The 17,231-nt window shown below is 68.1% G+C and carries 16 protein-coding genes and 3 pseudogenes; 4 read left to right on the top strand and 15 right to left on the bottom strand.

What is annotated here, in order from left to right; translation table 11 throughout:
* From VFZ20_RS15115 to VFZ20_RS15105, 3 genes and pseudogenes are all read left to right on the top strand, one after another.
* Positions 1-534 (top strand): annotated as a pseudogene (locus tag VFZ20_RS15115) (hypothetical protein); the annotation flags it as partial.
* 138 nt (positions 535-672) lie between these two features.
* Positions 673-846: a hypothetical protein gene (locus VFZ20_RS15110; protein ID WP_329684737.1), complete on the top strand. Its 174-nt coding sequence runs from the start codon at positions 673-675 to the stop codon at positions 844-846.
* A 74-nt stretch (positions 847-920) separates the two neighbouring features.
* Complete coding sequence (locus VFZ20_RS15105) at positions 921-2,195, top strand: PDZ domain-containing protein (RefSeq protein ID WP_329684736.1); 1,275 nt, start codon at positions 921-923, stop codon at positions 2,193-2,195.
* A 128-nt stretch (positions 2,196-2,323) separates the two neighbouring features.
* On the opposite strand, the gene VFZ20_RS15100 is transcribed toward VFZ20_RS15105, so the two are convergent.
* The 15 genes and pseudogenes from VFZ20_RS15100 to VFZ20_RS32945 all read right to left on the bottom strand — a co-directional run bounded on the left by VFZ20_RS15100 (position 2,324) and on the right by VFZ20_RS32945 (position 15,215).
* Positions 2,324-2,542 carry a hypothetical protein gene (locus VFZ20_RS15100; RefSeq protein ID WP_329684735.1) on the bottom strand — a complete coding sequence of 73 codons (219 nt, stop codon included), beginning with the start codon at positions 2,540-2,542 and terminating at the stop codon, positions 2,324-2,326.
* A gap of 96 nt (positions 2,543-2,638) precedes the next feature.
* Entirely contained in the window at positions 2,639-3,490 is an 852-nt protein-coding gene (locus tag VFZ20_RS15095; protein ID WP_329684734.1) for a carboxypeptidase-like regulatory domain-containing protein, read from the bottom strand.
* 247 nt (positions 3,491-3,737) lie between these two features.
* On the bottom strand, positions 3,738-4,571 hold the full coding sequence (locus VFZ20_RS15090) for an alpha/beta fold hydrolase (RefSeq protein ID WP_329684733.1): 834 nt from the start codon (positions 4,569-4,571) through the stop codon (positions 3,738-3,740).
* Positions 4,572-4,966: 395 nt separating this feature from the next.
* Entirely contained in the window at positions 4,967-5,335 is a 369-nt protein-coding gene (locus VFZ20_RS15085; RefSeq protein WP_329684732.1) for a PH domain-containing protein, read from the bottom strand.
* Between the two features lie 277 nt (positions 5,336-5,612).
* Entirely contained in the window at positions 5,613-7,769 is a 2,157-nt protein-coding gene (locus tag VFZ20_RS15080; RefSeq protein WP_329684731.1) for a hypothetical protein, read from the bottom strand.
* Positions 7,770-8,191: 422 nt separating this feature from the next.
* A complete protein-coding gene (locus tag VFZ20_RS32950; protein ID WP_414682942.1) occupies positions 8,192-8,644 on the bottom strand; it encodes a CFI-box-CTERM domain-containing protein in 453 nt (150 codons plus the stop codon).
* A gap of 805 nt (positions 8,645-9,449) precedes the next feature.
* The gene (locus VFZ20_RS15075) at positions 9,450-9,884 is read right to left on the bottom strand and encodes a VOC family protein (protein WP_329684730.1); all 435 of its coding nucleotides are present in this window, start codon (positions 9,882-9,884) and stop codon (positions 9,450-9,452) included.
* A 74-nt stretch (positions 9,885-9,958) separates the two neighbouring features.
* Positions 9,959-10,912: an alpha/beta hydrolase gene (locus tag VFZ20_RS15070; protein WP_329684729.1), complete on the bottom strand. Its 954-nt coding sequence runs from the start codon at positions 10,910-10,912 to the stop codon at positions 9,959-9,961.
* A gap of 111 nt (positions 10,913-11,023) precedes the next feature.
* Positions 11,024-11,683: a DUF2625 family protein gene (locus VFZ20_RS15065; protein ID WP_329684728.1), complete on the bottom strand. Its 660-nt coding sequence runs from the start codon at positions 11,681-11,683 to the stop codon at positions 11,024-11,026.
* Positions 11,684-11,789: 106 nt separating this feature from the next.
* On the bottom strand, positions 11,790-12,332 hold the full coding sequence (locus VFZ20_RS15060; RefSeq protein ID WP_329684727.1) for a GrpB family protein: 543 nt from the start codon (positions 12,330-12,332) through the stop codon (positions 11,790-11,792).
* A 151-nt stretch (positions 12,333-12,483) separates the two neighbouring features.
* Positions 12,484-13,032, bottom strand: coding sequence for an AAA family ATPase (locus VFZ20_RS15055; RefSeq protein WP_329684726.1), 549 nt, complete (start codon positions 13,030-13,032; stop codon positions 12,484-12,486).
* Between the two features lie 285 nt (positions 13,033-13,317).
* A complete protein-coding gene (locus VFZ20_RS15050; protein ID WP_329684725.1) occupies positions 13,318-13,638 on the bottom strand; it encodes a DUF1294 domain-containing protein in 321 nt (106 codons plus the stop codon).
* 174 nt (positions 13,639-13,812) lie between these two features.
* Positions 13,813-14,073 (bottom strand): hypothetical protein, encoded by a 261-nt coding sequence (locus VFZ20_RS15045; protein WP_329684724.1) that lies wholly within the window; start codon positions 14,071-14,073, stop codon positions 13,813-13,815.
* 205 nt (positions 14,074-14,278) lie between these two features.
* Positions 14,279-14,527, bottom strand: coding sequence for a hypothetical protein (locus VFZ20_RS15040; protein ID WP_329684723.1), 249 nt, complete (start codon positions 14,525-14,527; stop codon positions 14,279-14,281).
* A 327-nt stretch (positions 14,528-14,854) separates the two neighbouring features.
* Positions 14,855-15,215, bottom strand: a pseudogene (locus VFZ20_RS32945) (4-fold beta flower protein).
* Between the two features lie 132 nt (positions 15,216-15,347).
* Between VFZ20_RS32945 and VFZ20_RS15030 the strand changes: the two are divergent.
* Positions 15,348-16,500: pseudogene (locus VFZ20_RS15030) on the top strand (IS701 family transposase).
* Positions 16,501-17,231 lie beyond the last annotated feature (731 nt).

Raw genomic sequence — 17,231 nt, 5'->3', positions numbered from 1 at the left:
CTCGACGCCGCCACCCTGCGGCTGGCGCAGCGGGCCGCCCACCTTCGCGTCCGCGCCGTGGTGGCCGTCCACGAGCCGCTGGCCGACACGCTGCGCCCCATCCTCACGCACCCCGACGACCTGGGGGACGACGTGCTGGAGTGGCTCGCCCTGCGGGGCCGCCCGCTCGCGCCGGCGCCGGCCGCCATCGTGCGACGGGTGATGGGCCGGGCGGACCGCCGCGAGCCCCTGCGCGAGCTGCTGGAGGCGATGGGAGAGTCCGAGCGCACGGCGCGGCACCGGATGCGGGTGGACGGCCTTCCCCCGCCCTCCGCGTGGCACCAGGTGGCGCGGGCCCTGCACGCCGCCCTGCGCATCCAGGCGCAGCCGGACGCGGCCCTCGCCCCGCTCGCCCTGGCGCTGGGCTACGCGGACCGCTCGGGCCTGTCGTGGCAGCTCACCCGCACCTTCGGGGTCACGCCCGTGGCCGTGCGGGGCACGCTGGGATGGGAATGGCTCCTGGACCGCTGGCTCGCCGGCCGGTGCCGGCCGTGACGCCAGCGGCAAGGAATCGCCTCATCAAACATTGTCTGGATATGGGATTGCAATGTACCCTACGGAGCAGTGGGCCCACTGGTTCGTCCCCGTCGCCTCCCGGCGGCGGGTCCCCCCCTCCCAAGCTGTGAGGCACCCATGCGTTTCGCCAAATCGTTCCTTGCCGCGTTCGCCGTCGCGCTCTTCGCCTTCGCCGCGACCACCCCGGCGCCGGCCCCGGCCGCCGAGCAGTCCATCATCTGGACGGACGGCGCCGGCAACGTGGACGAGGTCTGGCTCATCTACGTGGACGGCCAGCTCGACACCATCTGACGCACCGCCGCGGTACCCGGGCCCGGCGCGGCGGCCGCCGCGCCGGGCCCTTCCCTTTCACACCGGTCATCCCGATGACGCAGGACCGCAGACGGCGCGCGCTGCACGCGGCCAGCATGGCCGCGGGCGTGGCCGCCGCGCTCGCCACCGTGGCCGTGCTGCGCGGGGACGGCCCGCTGGCGCGCGCCACGCCCCGCCCCCCGCCGGGCTACGTGGCCGCGCGGTCCGGCGGGATCACGCTCTACGCCCCCTCGCGCGAGTCGCTGCTGGACGGCATCCGCGAAGTCCAGGAGGCCCAGCACGCATTCCGTGGCCGATTTGGCGCGGAGCCGGGCGACGTGGTCGTCGTGCTGGCGGACAGCCCGGCCGCGTTCCGGGCCATGGACCTGGCCTCGCTGCGCCGCCCGGGCGCCGGCTTCGTGCCGTTCGTCACCCGCGCGGCCGTGGGGTCGGCCTCCGGGACGGATGACCTGCTCGCGCTGGACGACGGCGCCCTGCTCAAGCAGGTGGACGGCGCCGCGCGCGTGGTGGAGCCCGGCACCGGCGCCGCGCGTGCCGCGGGGCTGCGCGCCGATGACGAGGTCGTGCGGGTGAACGGCGATCCCGCCGCGCCCCTGGACTCGCTGGCCGCGCGCTTCGGAGCCCTGCCGGCGGGCGCGCCCGTCCGCCTGGAGCTGCGGCGCGACGGCGCGCCCCTGCGCCTGGAGTACCGCAAGGGCGCCAGCCGGCCCAACGCCGCCGCCGCGTACGCGCAGGCGTCCGCCCGCTTTCGCGCGGAAGGCAACACGCTGGGCCACGAGGTGTGCCACCAGTTCGTGGCCGGGCTGGCGGACGACGCGGGGAGCCGGCGGACGGCGCCGCAACCCGGCTACGGCGGCGACGCGCTCCCCGACTGGTTCGACGAGATGGCCGCCACGCTCTGCGAGAGCCCGGCCGCGCGGGACCGCCGCCGCGCGTACCTGCGCGCCAGCCTGGACGAGCGCATCTCCCTGGACGTGCTGTCGCGCATGCCCCACCCCGTGAGCGCGGCCGTCGCCGTACGCCCGCGCGGCGAGGCGCCGGCCTCCACGGAGGGGCTGCCCGTGCAGGTGATCCGCGGCGAGGCCGCGCGCGAGCTGCTGCGCAACCTGAACGCGCCCATGTTCTACGCGCAGTCCCTTTCCTTGGGCGAGTTCCTCTCCGAGCGTGGCGGTCCGGAGACGCTGCGCGGCCTGACTGAGTCCCTGGCGCGCGGCCGCACCCTGGACGAGGCGCTGCGCCTGGCGCAACGGCGCGCGCCCGCGCTGCCCGGCAGCATGCAGGCGCTGGAATCCGCGTGGCTGCGCTGGCTGGCGGAGGGCCGTCCCTGATCGCTCCTCGGCGATTCGAGGAAGGACAAAGCCCACGCGCGGGAAAAGAGCAACCGATTCGTTTTCACGCGAATGCGGTGGCAGTAAACGCCCGCCCACCCCGGATCTTCGCTCCCCCGGGTCCGAAGTCACTCCGGCGCGTACAGGCGCACCTGCGTGCAGCCGGGGCAGCGCCAGGCGTAGACAGTGAGCTGGCGGCGGCCCTTGAGCTTGAGCCCCCAGAAGCCCTTTTCCGGCGGCCCCTCCACCCAGGTCCCCGCGGCCACGTGGCCGCTGGCGGGCACGCCGTTCAGCATGTAGCCGCCTTCCATGCGCCGCTGGCAGTCGGGACAGATCGGTTGCGCCATGGGGACCCGCGTTGGCTAGAGGGGTTTCCGCCGTTGCGGATGCAGTATAGCGCCGGGGACGCATCCCGCGCGAAATCCCCGCGTCCGTGGCCCCGATCAGGACCGGGATCGCAGCTTTTCCCGGAGCGTGGGGATTCCGGGTGACGCGGGATCGGCCGGAGCCCTGCCGGCGGGGGCCAGGGTGCGCGGATCGCCTCGCGCGGCCTGCACGGGCGCGCAGTCGTCCACGCGCGGGGCGCGGAGCTCCAACACGCTGTCCACGCGCATCTCGAAGATCGACACGCCCATGTGCCCGTAGGAGCCGGGCCCCGTGACGGTGCCCCGCCAGTGGACGTAGTACCGGGGATTGCCGTACGAATCGCGCGGCGCGTCCCCCGGCGTGAAGCCGTCCGGGAACCGCGCGCCCCGCAGGATGGCCCAGGCGCGCCGCTGGTCCAGGGACCCCGTCCGCAGCGAGTCGGACGGAACGAACCACGCGTCCTCCATGCAGGGAACGAACTCGCTGGACTCGAAGCCGGGCGTGTAGTAGCCCCGGAACGCACCCGTGATGCTGCGGAGGGGACGCGGATCGCACACCGCCGTGTCCACGGCCCAGTCCCGCCGCGTGGCGGCGCCCTCGGACACGCGGACCTCCCCGGACGCGATCCGCTCCCCGAAGATGCGGACGGTCCCGCACGAGACGTTGACCTCCAGCGTCCCCGCGGGAAGGCTGTCCACGCGGAACGCGGCGGACGAGTCCACCGGCGCGCAGCGCGACCAGCGGGTCCCGCGCGCATCCGGCAGCACCACGCAGACGTGCGCCCGCGCGACGGGCCGGCCGCTCGCCGCGTCACGGACGATCCCCACGAGGGCCCCGCTGCCGGAGGGCAGGCGCTGCGCCGGCGCGGCACCGGGCAGGGCCGCGGCGGCGACGGACGCCATGACGGCAAGGTGGACGAGGCGCATCATCTGATCCAGGTTCGGGAAGCGTTACGACGGAGCACGGTGCGAGAACGCGCGAGCTCGCGCAATCCGAACGGCGGACCGGCCCCGCGGCGACGATGCCACGGGGCCGGCTTTTCCCTCGATTGACCGCCCTCAGCCGCCGCTGCGTCGTCGTGCACGCCGGCGAGCTGGAATCCTTGCCGAGTCGCCGACATCGTCCAGGCCGGACTACGCGTGATCCGGTTCAGGGCAGCCGCGGGACGGTACGGGCTCAGGAATGACGCAGCCCCTCCGCGCGCGTGAGGTGCTCCCGCAGCAGGGCGTTGATCTGCTCCGCGCGCTGGATGGTCACTCCGTGCGAGGCATCGCTCACCTCCACGAAGCGGGCGCCCGGCACGCCCTGCGCCAGCGCTCGTCCGTACCGTGGCGGAGCGATCGGATCGTGCGTTGCGCTTACGACCAGCGTGGGCACGCCTGCCAACTGGCCCAGCCGCGTGCTCGCATCGTACGCGCGCAGGGCCCGCAGCTGCCGCATCGCCACCGGCGGCTGGTCCGCCAGATCGTGCCCGAAGAGCGGTTCCAGGCTCGCCGCCAGCTCCTCCGCCTCGTCCGGGACAACCGCCCCGGGGGGCAGGACGATCTCCAGGAACGCACGCCGCCGCATCCGCCGCGTACCGAGCGAGGAACGCAGCCCCAGCCACAGCATCCGCCGGGAGAGCCGGGTGGCATCGCGCCCGCGAGCGACGGTGCACAGGAGCGAAAGGCTGCGCACCCGCTCCGGTGCCGAGAGCGCCAGCTCCAGTGCGACCGGCCCGCCCAGGGAGTGCCCGACCACGTGGGCAGAATCCCACCCCTGGCAGGTGAGGAGCGCCAGGGCATCGTCCGCCATCTGCTCCACCGTGAGCGGCTGTGTGAGGGGCTGGCTGTCCCCCATGCCACGGTTGTCGAAGGAGAGGCAGCGGAACCCGGACGAGAGCGCCTCGACCTGGGGGGACCAGCCGCGCCCGTGCACGCCGACACCCTGGATGAAGAGCACGGGCGGACCCTCGCCCTCGACTTCGTAGGCAAGGCGGCAACCGCCGTGGTCGAGGACGTGTGCGCTCATCGGATGAAACCTCGTCAGGTCAGATTGCCGTGGAAGCCGCCGAACGCCGACGGATCAGGGGTGCGGGACCGCACGCGAGCCGGTCATCCATCGAAGGCATGGTTGACCCGCGTGTCGCGCAGGAGCAAGCCACAATCCGCCGTTCCTGCAGCGACAGGAGGACGATCACGAAGACCGTGACCCACATCACTGCCTCGATCCTGCGGGGCCGGCGCGCAAGCCTGTCGTCAGCGAGAGTATGAGCGGCCCCGCATCCGCCGCAGCCGATCGTCGACCGCATCCGCACGCATTGAAGGGCACCGGCCGGGTGAGGGAGAACCGCCGCGCCGGGTCCGTGTGGATGCGCATCGCCGTGGCGCGCTCACCGGGGCGCGCCCTGGCGACGCGCACACGCGCTAGAGGATGTAGCTCGCGATCAGGCGGTCCAGCTTGCGGATGTCGATCCCCTTGTTGAGGTTGATCTTGAAGTGCCCCGCCCTGGTCCAGAGCTCCAGCTCGGCGTTGAAATCCAGGAACGACCCCGCGTTCTCGGTGGAATACATGACGATGGACTTGAACGGGATGGTGTAGATCTCCACCTTCTTTCCCGTGAGTCCCTGCTTGTCGGCGATGATGATCCGCTTGTTGGTGATCGTCGCCACGTCGCGGATGGTGCGGTACGCTCCCACCGGCTCTTCTCCGTCGATCAGCAGCGCGCGGATCTCCGCGGGCACGGCGATCTCTTCGACGAACGTCCAGGTAAGGATGGGGCTCAGGGCAGACATCGGTTTCCGTGTGGGTGGGTCGTGGGTGGTGACGTCCGGCGGGTGGCTGGATCGGTGGCCGGGAGAACCTAACCAGCGCGCCAATCCAGGAAAAGGCAGCGGCCCCGTCCCAACCGGCAGGCCCGACCGGCCCCGCGGCATGTTCGCCGCGGGGCCGGTCTCGTCACTTCATCCGCATCGGCTCAGAGGGTCTCCACCCGGCCATCCTGGATGGCGATCACCTGTCCGTTGAAGCGCGTGAGCTGAAAGAAGCCGCCGTCCTCGTTGTAGGTGACGCTCAGCTCCTGCAGCAGCGCGATGGCACCGCCTCGCCCAGCAGCAGCGAGTAGGTGTAGTCGCTGCGCCAGTGCACGCCCGCCGCGTTGCGGAAGAGGGCGATGTTGCCGGCCAGCTTGTTCAGCTCGCCCGTCACCGTCATCTGCCCCGCGTCCGCGCCCGTGTAGGGCACCAGCGCCGTGCCCGCGGCGTTGGGGATGAGCGGGTTCTCGATGGGCGTGTTGCCGTCGAAGAACGCCTTGAGGAGGGTGACGGCCGCCCCCGCGCCCGTGGCGTGCCCCGCCGCGTACGCCGGGTGCGTGGGCGCGCCCTCGGGAAAGGCCTGCGGCAGCAGGTACGAGGGAAAGCGCTCCCCCGCCTGGCCGTAGTACGGCGCCAGGCCGCCCCCCTGCAGCGAGTTGCGGATGCTCACGTGGATGGGGTAGTCCCGCCGGGCGTTCAGCCAGTTGTCGATGCGCCCGCCGAACTCCTCCGGCCGCAGCCTGCGGTGCACGAACCACTTCTGGAACCACGTGGCCCGCAGCGCCCGCGCCACCCCCTCGTTCAGCAGCTCCAGCAGGTGCACGGGGCCAAAGGTGACGAAGCCCGCCTGCGTGCGCGAGTCGCGCACCGTCCCCGGCGAATCGTACGGGTTGCCGTTGCCGAACGGGAACTCCATGTCCACCATGGGCCGCCCCGCGCCCACACCGTTGAGCTGGTTGCCCGTGGGCTCCGCCAGCAGGATCGTCGCCGCGTTGTAGAACGCGTTGATCACCTGGTCAAAGTGCACGTAGCTGGTCCCGTCGCGGAGGTTGCGGATGAAGCGCCGCTGCGTGTCGAACTGGTCCTGCCCCCGGAAGTCCGCCCCGTTCTGCGCGTTGAGCCAGGGCGCGAAGCTCGTCAGGTAGTCCACGCCCGGCTGCACCGTCAGCTGCCGCTGGTCGATCACCTGCGAGCCGTAGGTGATGTACCCCTCGTCGGCGTCGCGGCCCTGGCCGTCCGGCTTGCGGGGATCGGCGTTCCCCTTCCACAGGAACTGCGAGACGTACGGCCCCACCTGCTCGCCCGGGTAGATGCCGCGAAAGACGTTCTGCGTGGTCACCGGCACCGTGCCGCCGAACGCGGGGAACTCGTTGTTCAGCGAGGCGACGGCCTGCGCAATGACGGGGTCCGTCCCGTAGCTGGCGAAGTGCACGTCGCGCGCGACGGCCATCCAGTACAGCTCGCCCATCTCGTGCGCCTCCACCCGGCTGTCGAAGCGGGGTGCCGGCGGAACGGTGAATTCCTGCGGGTCCGGCGCCTCCAGGTGGAACGCCAGCCCGGCCTGCGGGTTGGTGAGCTTCTTTCCGCCGGGGCCCAGGATGATCTCCTCGAAGTCACCCGGGTCCCCGCTTTCCAGCGCCCGCAGCAGCGACGCGTACGCGTGCGGCTCGGGGTCGCCCAGGGCGTCGTGGCGCAGCCCCTTGGAGTAGCTGCCGATGAGGCCGATGGCCGGATAGTTGACCTCGTCGTCGTTGCTGGCGTGGAGGGCGTGGGGCCGGTCCGCGTCCAGCGCCGCCACCTGCTCGCGGATGCCCAGCGCCCCCAGCCGCCGCTCCTCGATGCGCCGCGCGGGGATGCCCGCCGGCAGGTTCACCCGGTCGAACACGGCCTGGCCCGGGCTGGCCGCCGCCACGTCCGTCCCCGCGCCGATCTCGATCAGCACGTCGTCCAGGCGGAGGGGGCTGGGGCGGGCCGCCAGCACCGTCCACGTCTTTCCGTCGGGCGAGGCTTCCCAGTACGCCACGCCCGTGCTCTCGCGCAGCCGCAGCCAGCGGTGCAGCGTGGGGCAGTACGTCACGGACGCCAGCACCGTGGTGACGTTGGCCACCAGCTGCACGGCCAGCAGGGCGCCGTTCTCCACCACGAGGGACAGCCCGTTCTGGTTGTTGAGCTTCACGGCCAGGTAGGTGCGCGCGCCCGCGGCGGGGTTCAGCACCTGCTGCAGCTCCACGCGGACCTCCGAGCCGGTGAGGTCGTACCGGCGGGCCGAGACGTATCCGCCGTAGCTGAACGCCGTGCTGGCGGCCGGCGTCACGATGACGCTGCCGGCCTGCTGAACCGGCCCGAACGCGACCCACTTGGTCGCGTCGACCACGGTGCCGGTAAAGCTGTCGACGAGAAGGTGTGCCTTGACCATCGTCGTGCTCCTGCGGAATGGGATGCAGTGTCCGTTTCTCGCGCGGTCGTTGGCAGGGGCTGGTGCGAACGAAAACGAGGCCCCCTCCCCGGCCGCTGTGCCGGGTGGGGGCCTCGTTGGGCCCTGCGTTCTCGACGTCTCACGCCTCGCGGCGCGCGGTCCGGGCCGCGCGGGCCCGGCAAAACGGTGCGCAGGTGCTCTGCTCGCGCGGCGGGCTCCGGCCCGTCGTGCTGATCCCAATCTCGCGGCGCCTGCTTATCCCCGCGACGACGGCGGGATCATCCGCGCGCGCCCGTGACGAAGCCCCGGCGCTCAGGGATGAGCGGATGCGAGATCAGCGCAGTGACCGGCCCGGGTTCAGGAGCCGGTCGAAGCAGCCGCACTCCGTGCACAAGGAGATCCCGCCGCACTCCTTCCCTACCTTAGCTGTCACCCCCTTCACGCTCCCGTTGCACCATCGTGGCAAGCGCCGCGGCAGGTCGAACGAGCAAATGCAGAGCAGCACGGCGCAGAATCGGACGATCCGCGATCAGGGCAGCAAGCTTCGGCCCATTCTTCCGATACCATTCGATGAACGAGCGCCCGATGGGGCGTGTAGCCAACTCCTGATCTCTGAACAACCGGAGAGTGCTCACGTAAGGGTGATCAGGGGACCCCATTGTTGCGGTGACAACAAAACATGCATCCGCCTTTTGCTTATCGAGTACCGGTGGACTGTAAGTCGAATCCAGCGCTCGGAGCTTCGTGGACGCCAAATCCAACTTGGCTTTTATCTGGGCCTCATATTGAGGCGAAAGATGCCACGTCTTAGGGGTATTGTTGTCAAAGGGGTCCCGAAACGCTACACCCTCAATGGTGTCTTTGCATAGATGCACGATGTTCTTAAGCGTGGTTTGATTCGAACCGTCCCACGACAATGCGGCGTCAAGGCCAGCAAGCACTGGGAGATTTGCGCCAGGTATGTGACCCAAGTCTTATTGAGAGCCACGTACTCCAGCATGTAATTCCTCGCCATGCCGTACAATGTTACGACCAGAGAATTCATCTCATCGACGCACGTATCTACCACATTCTTTCGCTCAGCATCGCTCGCTATCGCGATTGCGTGCGAGAAGGCAACTTCCATCTCTGATAACCTGATGTTTACAAGGGACGACTGCCAAGCCGCGGCTTTGCCCTTTCCGACCCAAGCTTCCGATATGGCAGGATCAATCTCGAGTACACGATTGAAGTATTGCTCCGCCTCCGAGTTGTTTCCTGCCCGCAAGGCAGTTCGGGCCAAACCGAGGTAGTTATTCAGAGTAGGAGCAGCTGCCCTCCGAGATTCAGCAAGCTCGATCGTTGCTCCGCAATACATGCAGTTGGAACGAGCGACGTCGTCGGGAACTTGTATGTCTCGACCGCACGTCGGACATTGCGCTGGAACAAAACCCATGCTGGAATTTCCCCTCGTATATTGCTAGCAGACAGGGTTGCTTGACCTCAAGATCGTGCAGTGCGCGACGCGCAACAATGGGATTGTCCGGTTTAAGCGCGGGTCGTACAGCGAGGCAATCTGGATTGTCCGAGTGGCTGACGCCGGAGTCAGCGTACTGGATCAAAGGTCAGAGGTGCGAGACCGATCCGCAAGCCGTCCGGAGAAAGCGTACATGGCCCCAGAATGACTCTGACGACCCAAGTCTAGCCGAGCTGCTCGGCGAGCGCGACGACGATGCCCTCGGGCCCGCGGATGTAGACCAGCCGGTACGTGTCCCCGTACCGCATCTCGCCGATGAGCTCGGCCCCGTGGGCCCGCACGCGCGCGACGATCTCGTCGATGCCGTCGACGGCGAACATGACGCGACGGATGCCCAGCGAGTTTAGGGGCGCGTCCACGGGCTCAAACCGGACCCCATGGGGCGTGTGGAACTTGTCCAGCTCGATCCCCTGACCATCGGGCGTCCGCAGCATCGCGAGGGTGGCCCGGACATCCTGCAGCCCGATCAGCGCCCCGACCGCGGGCCCTTCGACCGTCGTCTCGCCCTCGAGCGTGAGGCCCAGCTCGATGAAGAACGCCTGTACGGCCTCGAGATCGTCCACGACGATGAGGACGTTGTCCATCCGCTTGAGCGGCATACCCTTGATCCCTCGCTGACCTGGAAGTGCCCCGCCCTTCGGCGGGCGCCCGCCGCCGCGCCTGGTTCGCCGCCTCAGCGCGCGCCGGCCGCGGCGAACGCGGCAACCGCCTCCACCAGCCCCGGCGCGAGCGGACGGGCGGGCTCGTTGTAGGTGGCCATGTTCCCTGCCCGGTCCATCGGCGCCTCGACGAGGATATGGTTCATTCCTTCGAGGAGGAGCACACGGGCCCGGGGAAGGGCGCGGGCCAGCAGCTGGACCTCATCCGCCGGCACCTGGATGTCCGCGGTCCCCTGGACGAGAAGCACGGGAACCCGGAGCCGGACGATCTCCCGCACGGGGTCGCGGCGCAGCAGCGAGATGAAGTACGGCTGCACGCTGCGCCGAAAGACGAATTCCAGGTCCGGGGGAACGCGTCGCACCAGTTGCCCGGCTTCCAGCAAGGTGAAGATGGAGTCCGCGGAGCTGGCCACGGAAGGGCTCGACTCCCGGATCTGGGCCCGGAACACGATCCCGGGCCGGCTCCCCAGCCCGGCCAGGGACACAAAGCCGTGCGCCCGCCCCGCCCGCGCGGCGATCATCCCGATGAGCGAGCCCTCGCTGTGTCCCACCACCACGACGCGCGAAAAGCGGCGGTCCGCGCGAAGGCGGCGAAGCCAGCGCGCCGCGTCGTCCACGTAGGTGTCAAAGCGCAGATCATACTCGTCCGGCCCCGCGTCGATGCTGGCCGCGACGCCGCGCTTGTCGAAGCGGATGGACGCGACACCGTGCTCGGCCAGCCCTTCGGCCAGCTTGCGGAGCGAGTCGTTGTGGCCGCCGAAGGGATTGTTGCCGTCCCGGTCCGTGGGGCCCGACCCGGCCAGGATCAGGGCGACCGGGTACGGCCCCGCGCCCGCGGGCCGCAGCAGGGTGCCATGCAGGATTCCGCCCGGCACGGCGAGCTGAACGGTGTCCGCGACCGGCTGTGCGGCCGCCGGAGCCGCCGGGGCCGCGAGCAGACAGAGGAGCAGCAGCGCTGTGCGTGTCACGCGGCGTCCATCGTTCGGGGATGATCGGTGTCCAGCGGAAACAGCGCGGAAGGCATGGGCGGATGGATGGGGTGATGCTTGGGGCCCTGTCCATGGTGCATGAGTGCAGCGTCAGCCCCCGATACGATCGAGCTGCCGCTGCAGGCTGCCCTGGAATTCCCACCGCTCGGCGACCGGAACCGGCATACGTCGGCGTTCCTTGATCGGCTCACCCTCGACGGACAGGAACGGGTAGATGTTGATCGCCTGATCTCCGCTCAAACGTTTGACCTCGGCGACCCAGCCGTCCCACCGCAACGAGCGATAGAACTCCTCGAGCTTCCCGGACATGGCCCACACAAGAAGCATCGAATAGCCAGATCCACATGGCTCCCACCGAAGCAGATCGGGAGCGTAGAAGTAGACGTTGCCAAGGTCTGTGCCGAGCGCTCCGCCGTTGAGCGCAAAGAAGCCGCCAACCGCGTCGTCGGCAACCAAGTGGAACCCGTTTGCTCTCCCCTCGTTCCACTCCGGGAGCGAGCGATGGAACCGGGGATGCCTGCCCGCCCCGAGCACACGCAGCCAGCCATTGTCGATCAAGAGACCGGCGGAATTGTGCGCGATGGCCCCCATCGGACTTCGTGTCGTCACCTGCGAAGCGTACAGGGCGGCATCTCCCGCCGCGCGTTCAGCCGGAAGGACTTCGACGGGTACCGAAGCCTCGCTGATCCATTCCTGCACGAGCGGCCAGGCCGATTCCTCGTGATCGATGAGCTCGGAAAGGGGGCGCATGTGTGTTTTGAGGGCGAATGATACGAGGGTCGGGGTGCGGGACGGGCGCGCACGACGCCCGTCCCGCGCGCGGGCAGGGACGGCCCGTATCCCCTGCGGTCGATGGTCAGGGCCCGGAAGGGCGGGCGTCCAGGTCCCGTCGAGCGCGGAGCGCCGCGAGCACGCGCTCCACGAACGGGCCCTTCGCCAGCGAGTAGGCGCCCTTGTCCCAGTCGACCGCGTCCGCGACGCGCTGCTTCTCGGCCGCGTACGCGGCCGCCAGCGCTGGATCCGCCCGGAGCGCGTCGCGGAACGCCAGCTTCTCGTCCCAGGCCGTGGCCGGCAGCACGTAGAGGTGAATCTGCACCGCCCGCGCGCCGTTGACGTCGCGTACGTAGTAGCGCCGGCGTGGGTCGTCGCCGTAGGGGCCGCGGTACTCGTATCCGAGCGCCTGGAGCGGGGCGATGCACGCGTCGGCCGCGGCCTCGCTCGTGACCGCGATCGCCACGTCGAGCACCGGCTTGCCCGCGAGTTCCGGCACGGCCGTGCTCCCCACGTGCTCGATGGCCTCGGCCGCGCCTCCCAGCGCCATTCGCAGCCGTGCCGCCTCTGCTTCGAAGCGCGCGGGCCAATCGGTACTGTACGGGACGAGCCGGAGCGTGCGTGACATGGATCCTCGATTTGCGGCCTGACGATATTGAGCCAGCGGTGCGGGGCCGGCGGGCGAGCCTTGCATCGCCCGAAATCGCGTCCGGCTCCACATTTCCCGCAGCCGATGGCAAGGTGCAAGGAGAGCTGGACCCTCTCTTGGCTATGGCCGTCTAGGCGCCCGCTTCCAGCTGCTCGAGGATGAACGCTACGCGCTCCGGTACCGGCACCTGGGGCAAAACGCACGTGCGGTAGCCCTTCTCTGCATAGGCGGCCACCGTGGGCTCAAAGGATCGCGCTGCACGTTCGAACGTTGCGTGGCGCCATTGATCGCGGACATACACATCCGCCCACGGTTCTGCCACGAAGACCTTCCTGGCGTAGTAACGCTTCGCCGCCTCGACGACATGGTCAGGCCTGACCCGCAGGCCAAGCAGCCGCATGTGCGCCAGGCATTCAGGGATGCCACGGTCAAAGAACACCGGGGGCGGAAGGGCTTGAGCCGCGTCGTACGCCTGGATGTTTCTTGCGAGCACCTCTTCCATGAACGCCTGGGGGTGGGTCCAAGGGAAGAGGGTTCCACCGCACTGCTCTTGTTCCTGCACGATGGCAAGGGCGATCTCGGGGACACAGGAGTACCCCAGGGAACCGAGTGCCTTCAGGATGGTGGACTTACCGGCTCCAGAAGCACCGGTGATCACGTAGAACCGCTCGCTTTTCACGGTGGTGACCTTGTTCTCTGTGCCAGGTCCCAATGAATGCGTGCTCGTGACGCGGCAGTTCGAAGTGGTGTATGCCCATGGATCGTCATAACCTCGTCGCGGGGGCAGTCTGGCTTGTATCCGCACCGGAAGCAAGGACATCCCAGCCGAGTCCGGGGCCGCGCAAAGCGCGCCTGACGACGCAAGGGTCAGGGGTGCGGGGCCGCCGCGCTAGACGTTCCTCCGCCCGAAAGCATTCATCGCCCCCATCCCTCCAGCCGATTGTCAGGCCGCTACACGGACGGACTACGTGGGGCGGCCGGCACTGAGCAGCCAGCCCAGCAGCGCGCAGTTGATCGCCACAGTTGCCCAGAATACGAGCTGGAACGTCGCTTTCCGCGTCTTGTGGTGCAAGCGATCTTGAGCGAGAAGTCCTCCCGGCCAGCCGCCGAGTATGTCGATCAGGTGGAGAGTGCGCTCTCTCGTGCGCATCCTGCCAGCTTGAGCCGCGTTCTTGTCATGTCGGTATAGCAGAAAGGCGATACAGCTCAGTGCGCCGTAGGCGATCGCGACCGCCGGCGCGATCAGCGCTCCAGCCCATCCGGCGGCCAGGGCGCCGAGAGCCACAGTGGCAGCCGCTGTTCGCCATCCCACCCGACCGGACTGCCTGTTGTTCGCCATCGAAACCGTGGACGCGTCGACAAAGGGTAGTGTGACAGACAAGGTCCAAGGATTTGAGGCCGGTTCGCAAGCTTGTAGTTGGCAATGGACCAGCGATGAACACACGGCGGCCGCGGGAACTTACTCGCAGAGCGTGTTTCCGACGCACAACGTCTGCTCCGACGGATCGCACTCGGGCGGGCGCTGCGTGTAAGTCGTGTCGCAATCGCAGACCAGCGCCTTCGAACTGTAGCCGACGCATTGGTCGAAACCGCAACTCTCCAAGCCGTTCGAGATGGTCCCGCTCTGCGCGTGCACGGTGCCGCGCCTCGCGGGCTCCGCGTCCGTCGTGGCAAACGACTCAACGCGCAGGTCGTCGGTGTTCAGGTGGAGCTTCCGCATCTGGGACTCCGAAGATTAGGTGGAGGAGAAAAAATTGCGGACCATCAGAGCAGCACCGCGCACGGAAGCCTGCCGACGCGCCGCGTACGCCACACCGGGACTTCGTCCAGCTGAAAACATGGGCGGCCCCGCATCCGCTGCAGCCGATTGTTAGGCCGCGTGGGAAGCTACGGATTGGCTGCCTCGTTCAAGCTACAGCATCTGGCTATCCGTTGATCTCGTCGATGTACTCGTCTTCCTCCACCGCCAGGCGAATCGCCTCGTCGAGTCGCGAGAGCAGGTCGTGCAGCGACTCTTCGGGACGTCTCACGAGCATCGCGAGCGCGTTGTGCCCATCCGCAGCCACTGCGGCGCACTGAATGCTGCCCATGCGTCCGATGGTGATTTCGCCTTCGCCGTCAACCAGCCACTCGATCTGGCTCCACTGGTGCAGAGGCTGCTTCTTCGATTTCATCCCTGAGGTCATGCTCTGTACAGAACGCGCAGGACAACGGACTGGTGTTCCTCAAGATGCAGCGGATTCAGCGCAAGCGGTAGCGCCTCGCTGCTTGGACCAAGCCCGCTGAAACAACTGATAGCCACCTCGTGATCGTTTGCGGCCGCGGTGCTTGTCTAGCGGCCTAACGACACAAGGGTCAGTGGTGCGGGGCCGCCGCGCAAGACTTTCGTCACACCCCAAAGCATGCAAGGCCCCGCATCCGCTGCAGCCGATTGTTAGGCGCCGATCGGGCGGGCACCAAGGCGCAAGACGACTGACAGCGCCATGAGGCGGACGCGTCTTCTATTTGGAAAAGAATTCTTCTCCACTCGCTGCAGACCAACTGAGTGAACGGGCAGGACGCACCGGAGGAACTTCGCGCACACTGCGGATCGGTCGTACCCCTCTCACCCCTCGGACGGGACGGATATTCCGTACCGGTTTCATAGGACCACCACGCGCGCCATCAGTGAAGAACACGCTCACCATTTTTGTCGAGAACCCAGCCCGCCACAACCCAGCCTATGAAGTTCCCGCCATAGGCGTAAATGCAGTCGCCTTCGATCCAAGCTACCGGCTCTCCGTCGTACAAGTAAATAGATTCGCCGTCGGAATCGATGTAAGCCACTGCACGTCCATCATGATCGTACAAGGTCGTTTCCATGAGTTCCCCTCGAGCTATGGTTAACCGCGGGCGACGTGTAGGCTGTTCTCCAGTCTAGTACTACAGTCGTGCTATTTTTGTTTACCTCGTTTAGCTTGGGGTCCGAAGCCCACTCTGAACAGGAGCGCGCCGATGTCCCCACCATTACCCGAAGAGCTTACGCAGATCGAAGGCTGGCGGGACGAGTTCGACCGATTGCATGTGCGGCTGCGGCCGCACGCGGCATGGAGCCGAACGCATGAGCAGATGAAGTTGCATCTGCAAGGCGTGCTGGGCAAAGCGGAGCGGAAGAACGGATGGCATCTTGCCCAGGCAGCTGGCGACGCGGATCCGTATGCGATGCAGCACCTGCTCAGTCGCTCCTCGTGGGATGTGGAAGGCGTTCGCGAGGAGATCCGCCGCTATGTGCGAGAGGGCCTTGAGGAGATTCTGGCGCGGATCGTTGATGAGTCGGGGTTCCTGAAGAAGGGAACGAAGTCAGCCGGGGTTGCCCGCCAGTACAGCGGAACGGCGGGCCGGGTGGAGAACTGCCAGATGGGGGTATTCCTCGCGTACGCGACAACGTCGGAGTGCGCCTACGTGGATGCGCAGCTCTACCTGCCCCAGGACTGGACGAAGGACCCAGAACGCTGCCGCGAGGCAGGGATTCCGAAGGGCGTGGAGTTCCAGACGAAACCCCAGCTCGCGCTCCGGATGCTGGAGCGGGCGCATGAGGTGGACGGGCCCGTGCCGTGGATGCTGGGGGATGAGGTCTACGGCAAGAGCGAGGAATTGCGCAGGAGTCTGGAGAGCCGAGAGCAGGGCTACGTGCTGGCGGTTTCGTGCAACCTGCGCCCGCCTGCCGGGCCAGAAGGCACGGGAAGCGCAGCGGGTGGACCAGGTGGTGGCGGGGTTTGCCGCGGAAGCGTGGCAGTGCCTGAGTGCAGGGGCAGGAAGCAAAGGGCCCCGCCTGTACGACTGGGCGTGGCTGGAGATGGATTCCTCCCGTCTCCCCGCCGGACGGAAGCGGTTCCTGCTGGCGCGGCGGAGCCTCGAAGACGCAGGTGACATCGCCTACTACTTCGTGTTTGCACCCGAAGCGGTCACGCTGCAGGAGGTGGTCGAGGCAGCGGGGCTGCGCTGGCACATCGAGAGCGGCTTCGAGCAGGCGAAGCAGGAGGTGGGGCTGGACGAGTACGAGGTGAGGCAGTGGGGCGGCTGGCAACGATTCATCACCTTGGGATTGCTGGCCCACGCCTTCCTCGCCGTGCAGCGGGCGCGGGCGAAAAAAGGGGTTCCAGCGTAGAGGCACCGGATCCCTGCGGTACGCCGGTGGAAGCCGAACTCGTGCCCTTGAGCGTGGCGGAGGTGCGGCGTCTCTTTCAGCGGTGCTGCTTGGGGAGCCGGAGCCGATCGAATCCGTGCTCAGGTGGTCACGCTGGCGGAGGCGCCACCAGGCACGAGCTCGGCACTTCCACTACCAAAGGCGCCTCCGCCGAAAACAAATGAACGCGCAACTGTAGTACTAGCCTCGCCGCGCGAGAAACAACGACTTCAGTTGCCAGCAAAGGGCCTACCGATTCGGGCGTCCGCGCTGGACTAAGCGCCTAACGACACAAGGGTCAGTGGTGCGGGGCCGCCGCATAAGCCTTCCCTTCCCCCAAAGCATGCGCGGCCCCGCATCCGCTGCAGCCGATTGTTAGGCCCGCGACGGCACCCGCCGATGCACGAGCCCCCAACGGGTGCCGATCTGGAGCGGATGCGCACCGGCGTAGCCTCTCGGGTTAAGCATCTCGCAGAGCGCCGGCCGATCCGCACCTGGTGCTTCGGCGCATGGAACGCGCAACGACAGCCCTCACAGCACCGCGGGCCATTCGCTGGGGCTTTGTTCCAGTGGGCCTAACGACACAAGGGTCAGGGGTGCGGGGCCGGCGCGCAAGCCTCTCCTCCAGCTGAAAGCATGCCCGGCCCCGCATCCCCTGCAGCCGATTGTTAGGCCGTTGCGGCGCTCCGCGCTCTCTTGCGTTACGTGAGCCT

The organism is Longimicrobium sp., assembly GCF_036280135.1.
In the GTDB taxonomy this organism is placed as follows: Bacteria; Gemmatimonadota; Gemmatimonadetes; order Longimicrobiales; family Longimicrobiaceae; genus Longimicrobium.
Note: the sequence above shows the minus strand (reverse complement) of the source record. Positions and strands in the feature narration are given on the sequence as shown.

Bases quoted from the DNA above. Each gene is read 5' to 3' on its own strand.
- VFZ20_RS15060 (WP_329684727.1), bottom strand. From the start codon at position 12,332: ATGTCACGCACGCTCCGGCTCGTCCCGTACAGTACCGATTGGCCCGCG.
- VFZ20_RS15090 (WP_329684733.1), bottom strand. From the start codon at position 4,571: ATGAGCGCACACGTCCTCGACCACGGCGGTTGCCGCCTTGCCTACGAA.
- VFZ20_RS15040 (WP_329684723.1), bottom strand. From the start codon at position 14,527: ATGAAATCGAAGAAGCAGCCTCTGCACCAGTGGAGCCAGATCGAGTGG.
- VFZ20_RS15100 (WP_329684735.1), bottom strand. From the start codon at position 2,542: ATGGCGCAACCGATCTGTCCCGACTGCCAGCGGCGCATGGAAGGCGGC.
- VFZ20_RS15110 (WP_329684737.1), top strand. From the start codon at position 673: ATGCGTTTCGCCAAATCGTTCCTTGCCGCGTTCGCCGTCGCGCTCTTC.
- VFZ20_RS15045 (WP_329684724.1), bottom strand. From the start codon at position 14,073: ATGCGGAAGCTCCACCTGAACACCGACGACCTGCGCGTTGAGTCGTTT.
- VFZ20_RS15105 (WP_329684736.1), top strand. From the start codon at position 921: ATGACGCAGGACCGCAGACGGCGCGCGCTGCACGCGGCCAGCATGGCC.
- VFZ20_RS15075 (WP_329684730.1), bottom strand. From the start codon at position 9,884: ATGCCGCTCAAGCGGATGGACAACGTCCTCATCGTCGTGGACGATCTC.
- VFZ20_RS15085 (WP_329684732.1), bottom strand. From the start codon at position 5,335: ATGTCTGCCCTGAGCCCCATCCTTACCTGGACGTTCGTCGAAGAGATC.
- VFZ20_RS15080 (WP_329684731.1), bottom strand. From the start codon at position 7,769: ATGGTCAAGGCACACCTTCTCGTCGACAGCTTTACCGGCACCGTGGTC.
- VFZ20_RS15095 (WP_329684734.1), bottom strand. From the start codon at position 3,490: ATGATGCGCCTCGTCCACCTTGCCGTCATGGCGTCCGTCGCCGCCGCG.
- VFZ20_RS15065 (WP_329684728.1), bottom strand. From the start codon at position 11,683: ATGCGCCCCCTTTCCGAGCTCATCGATCACGAGGAATCGGCCTGGCCG.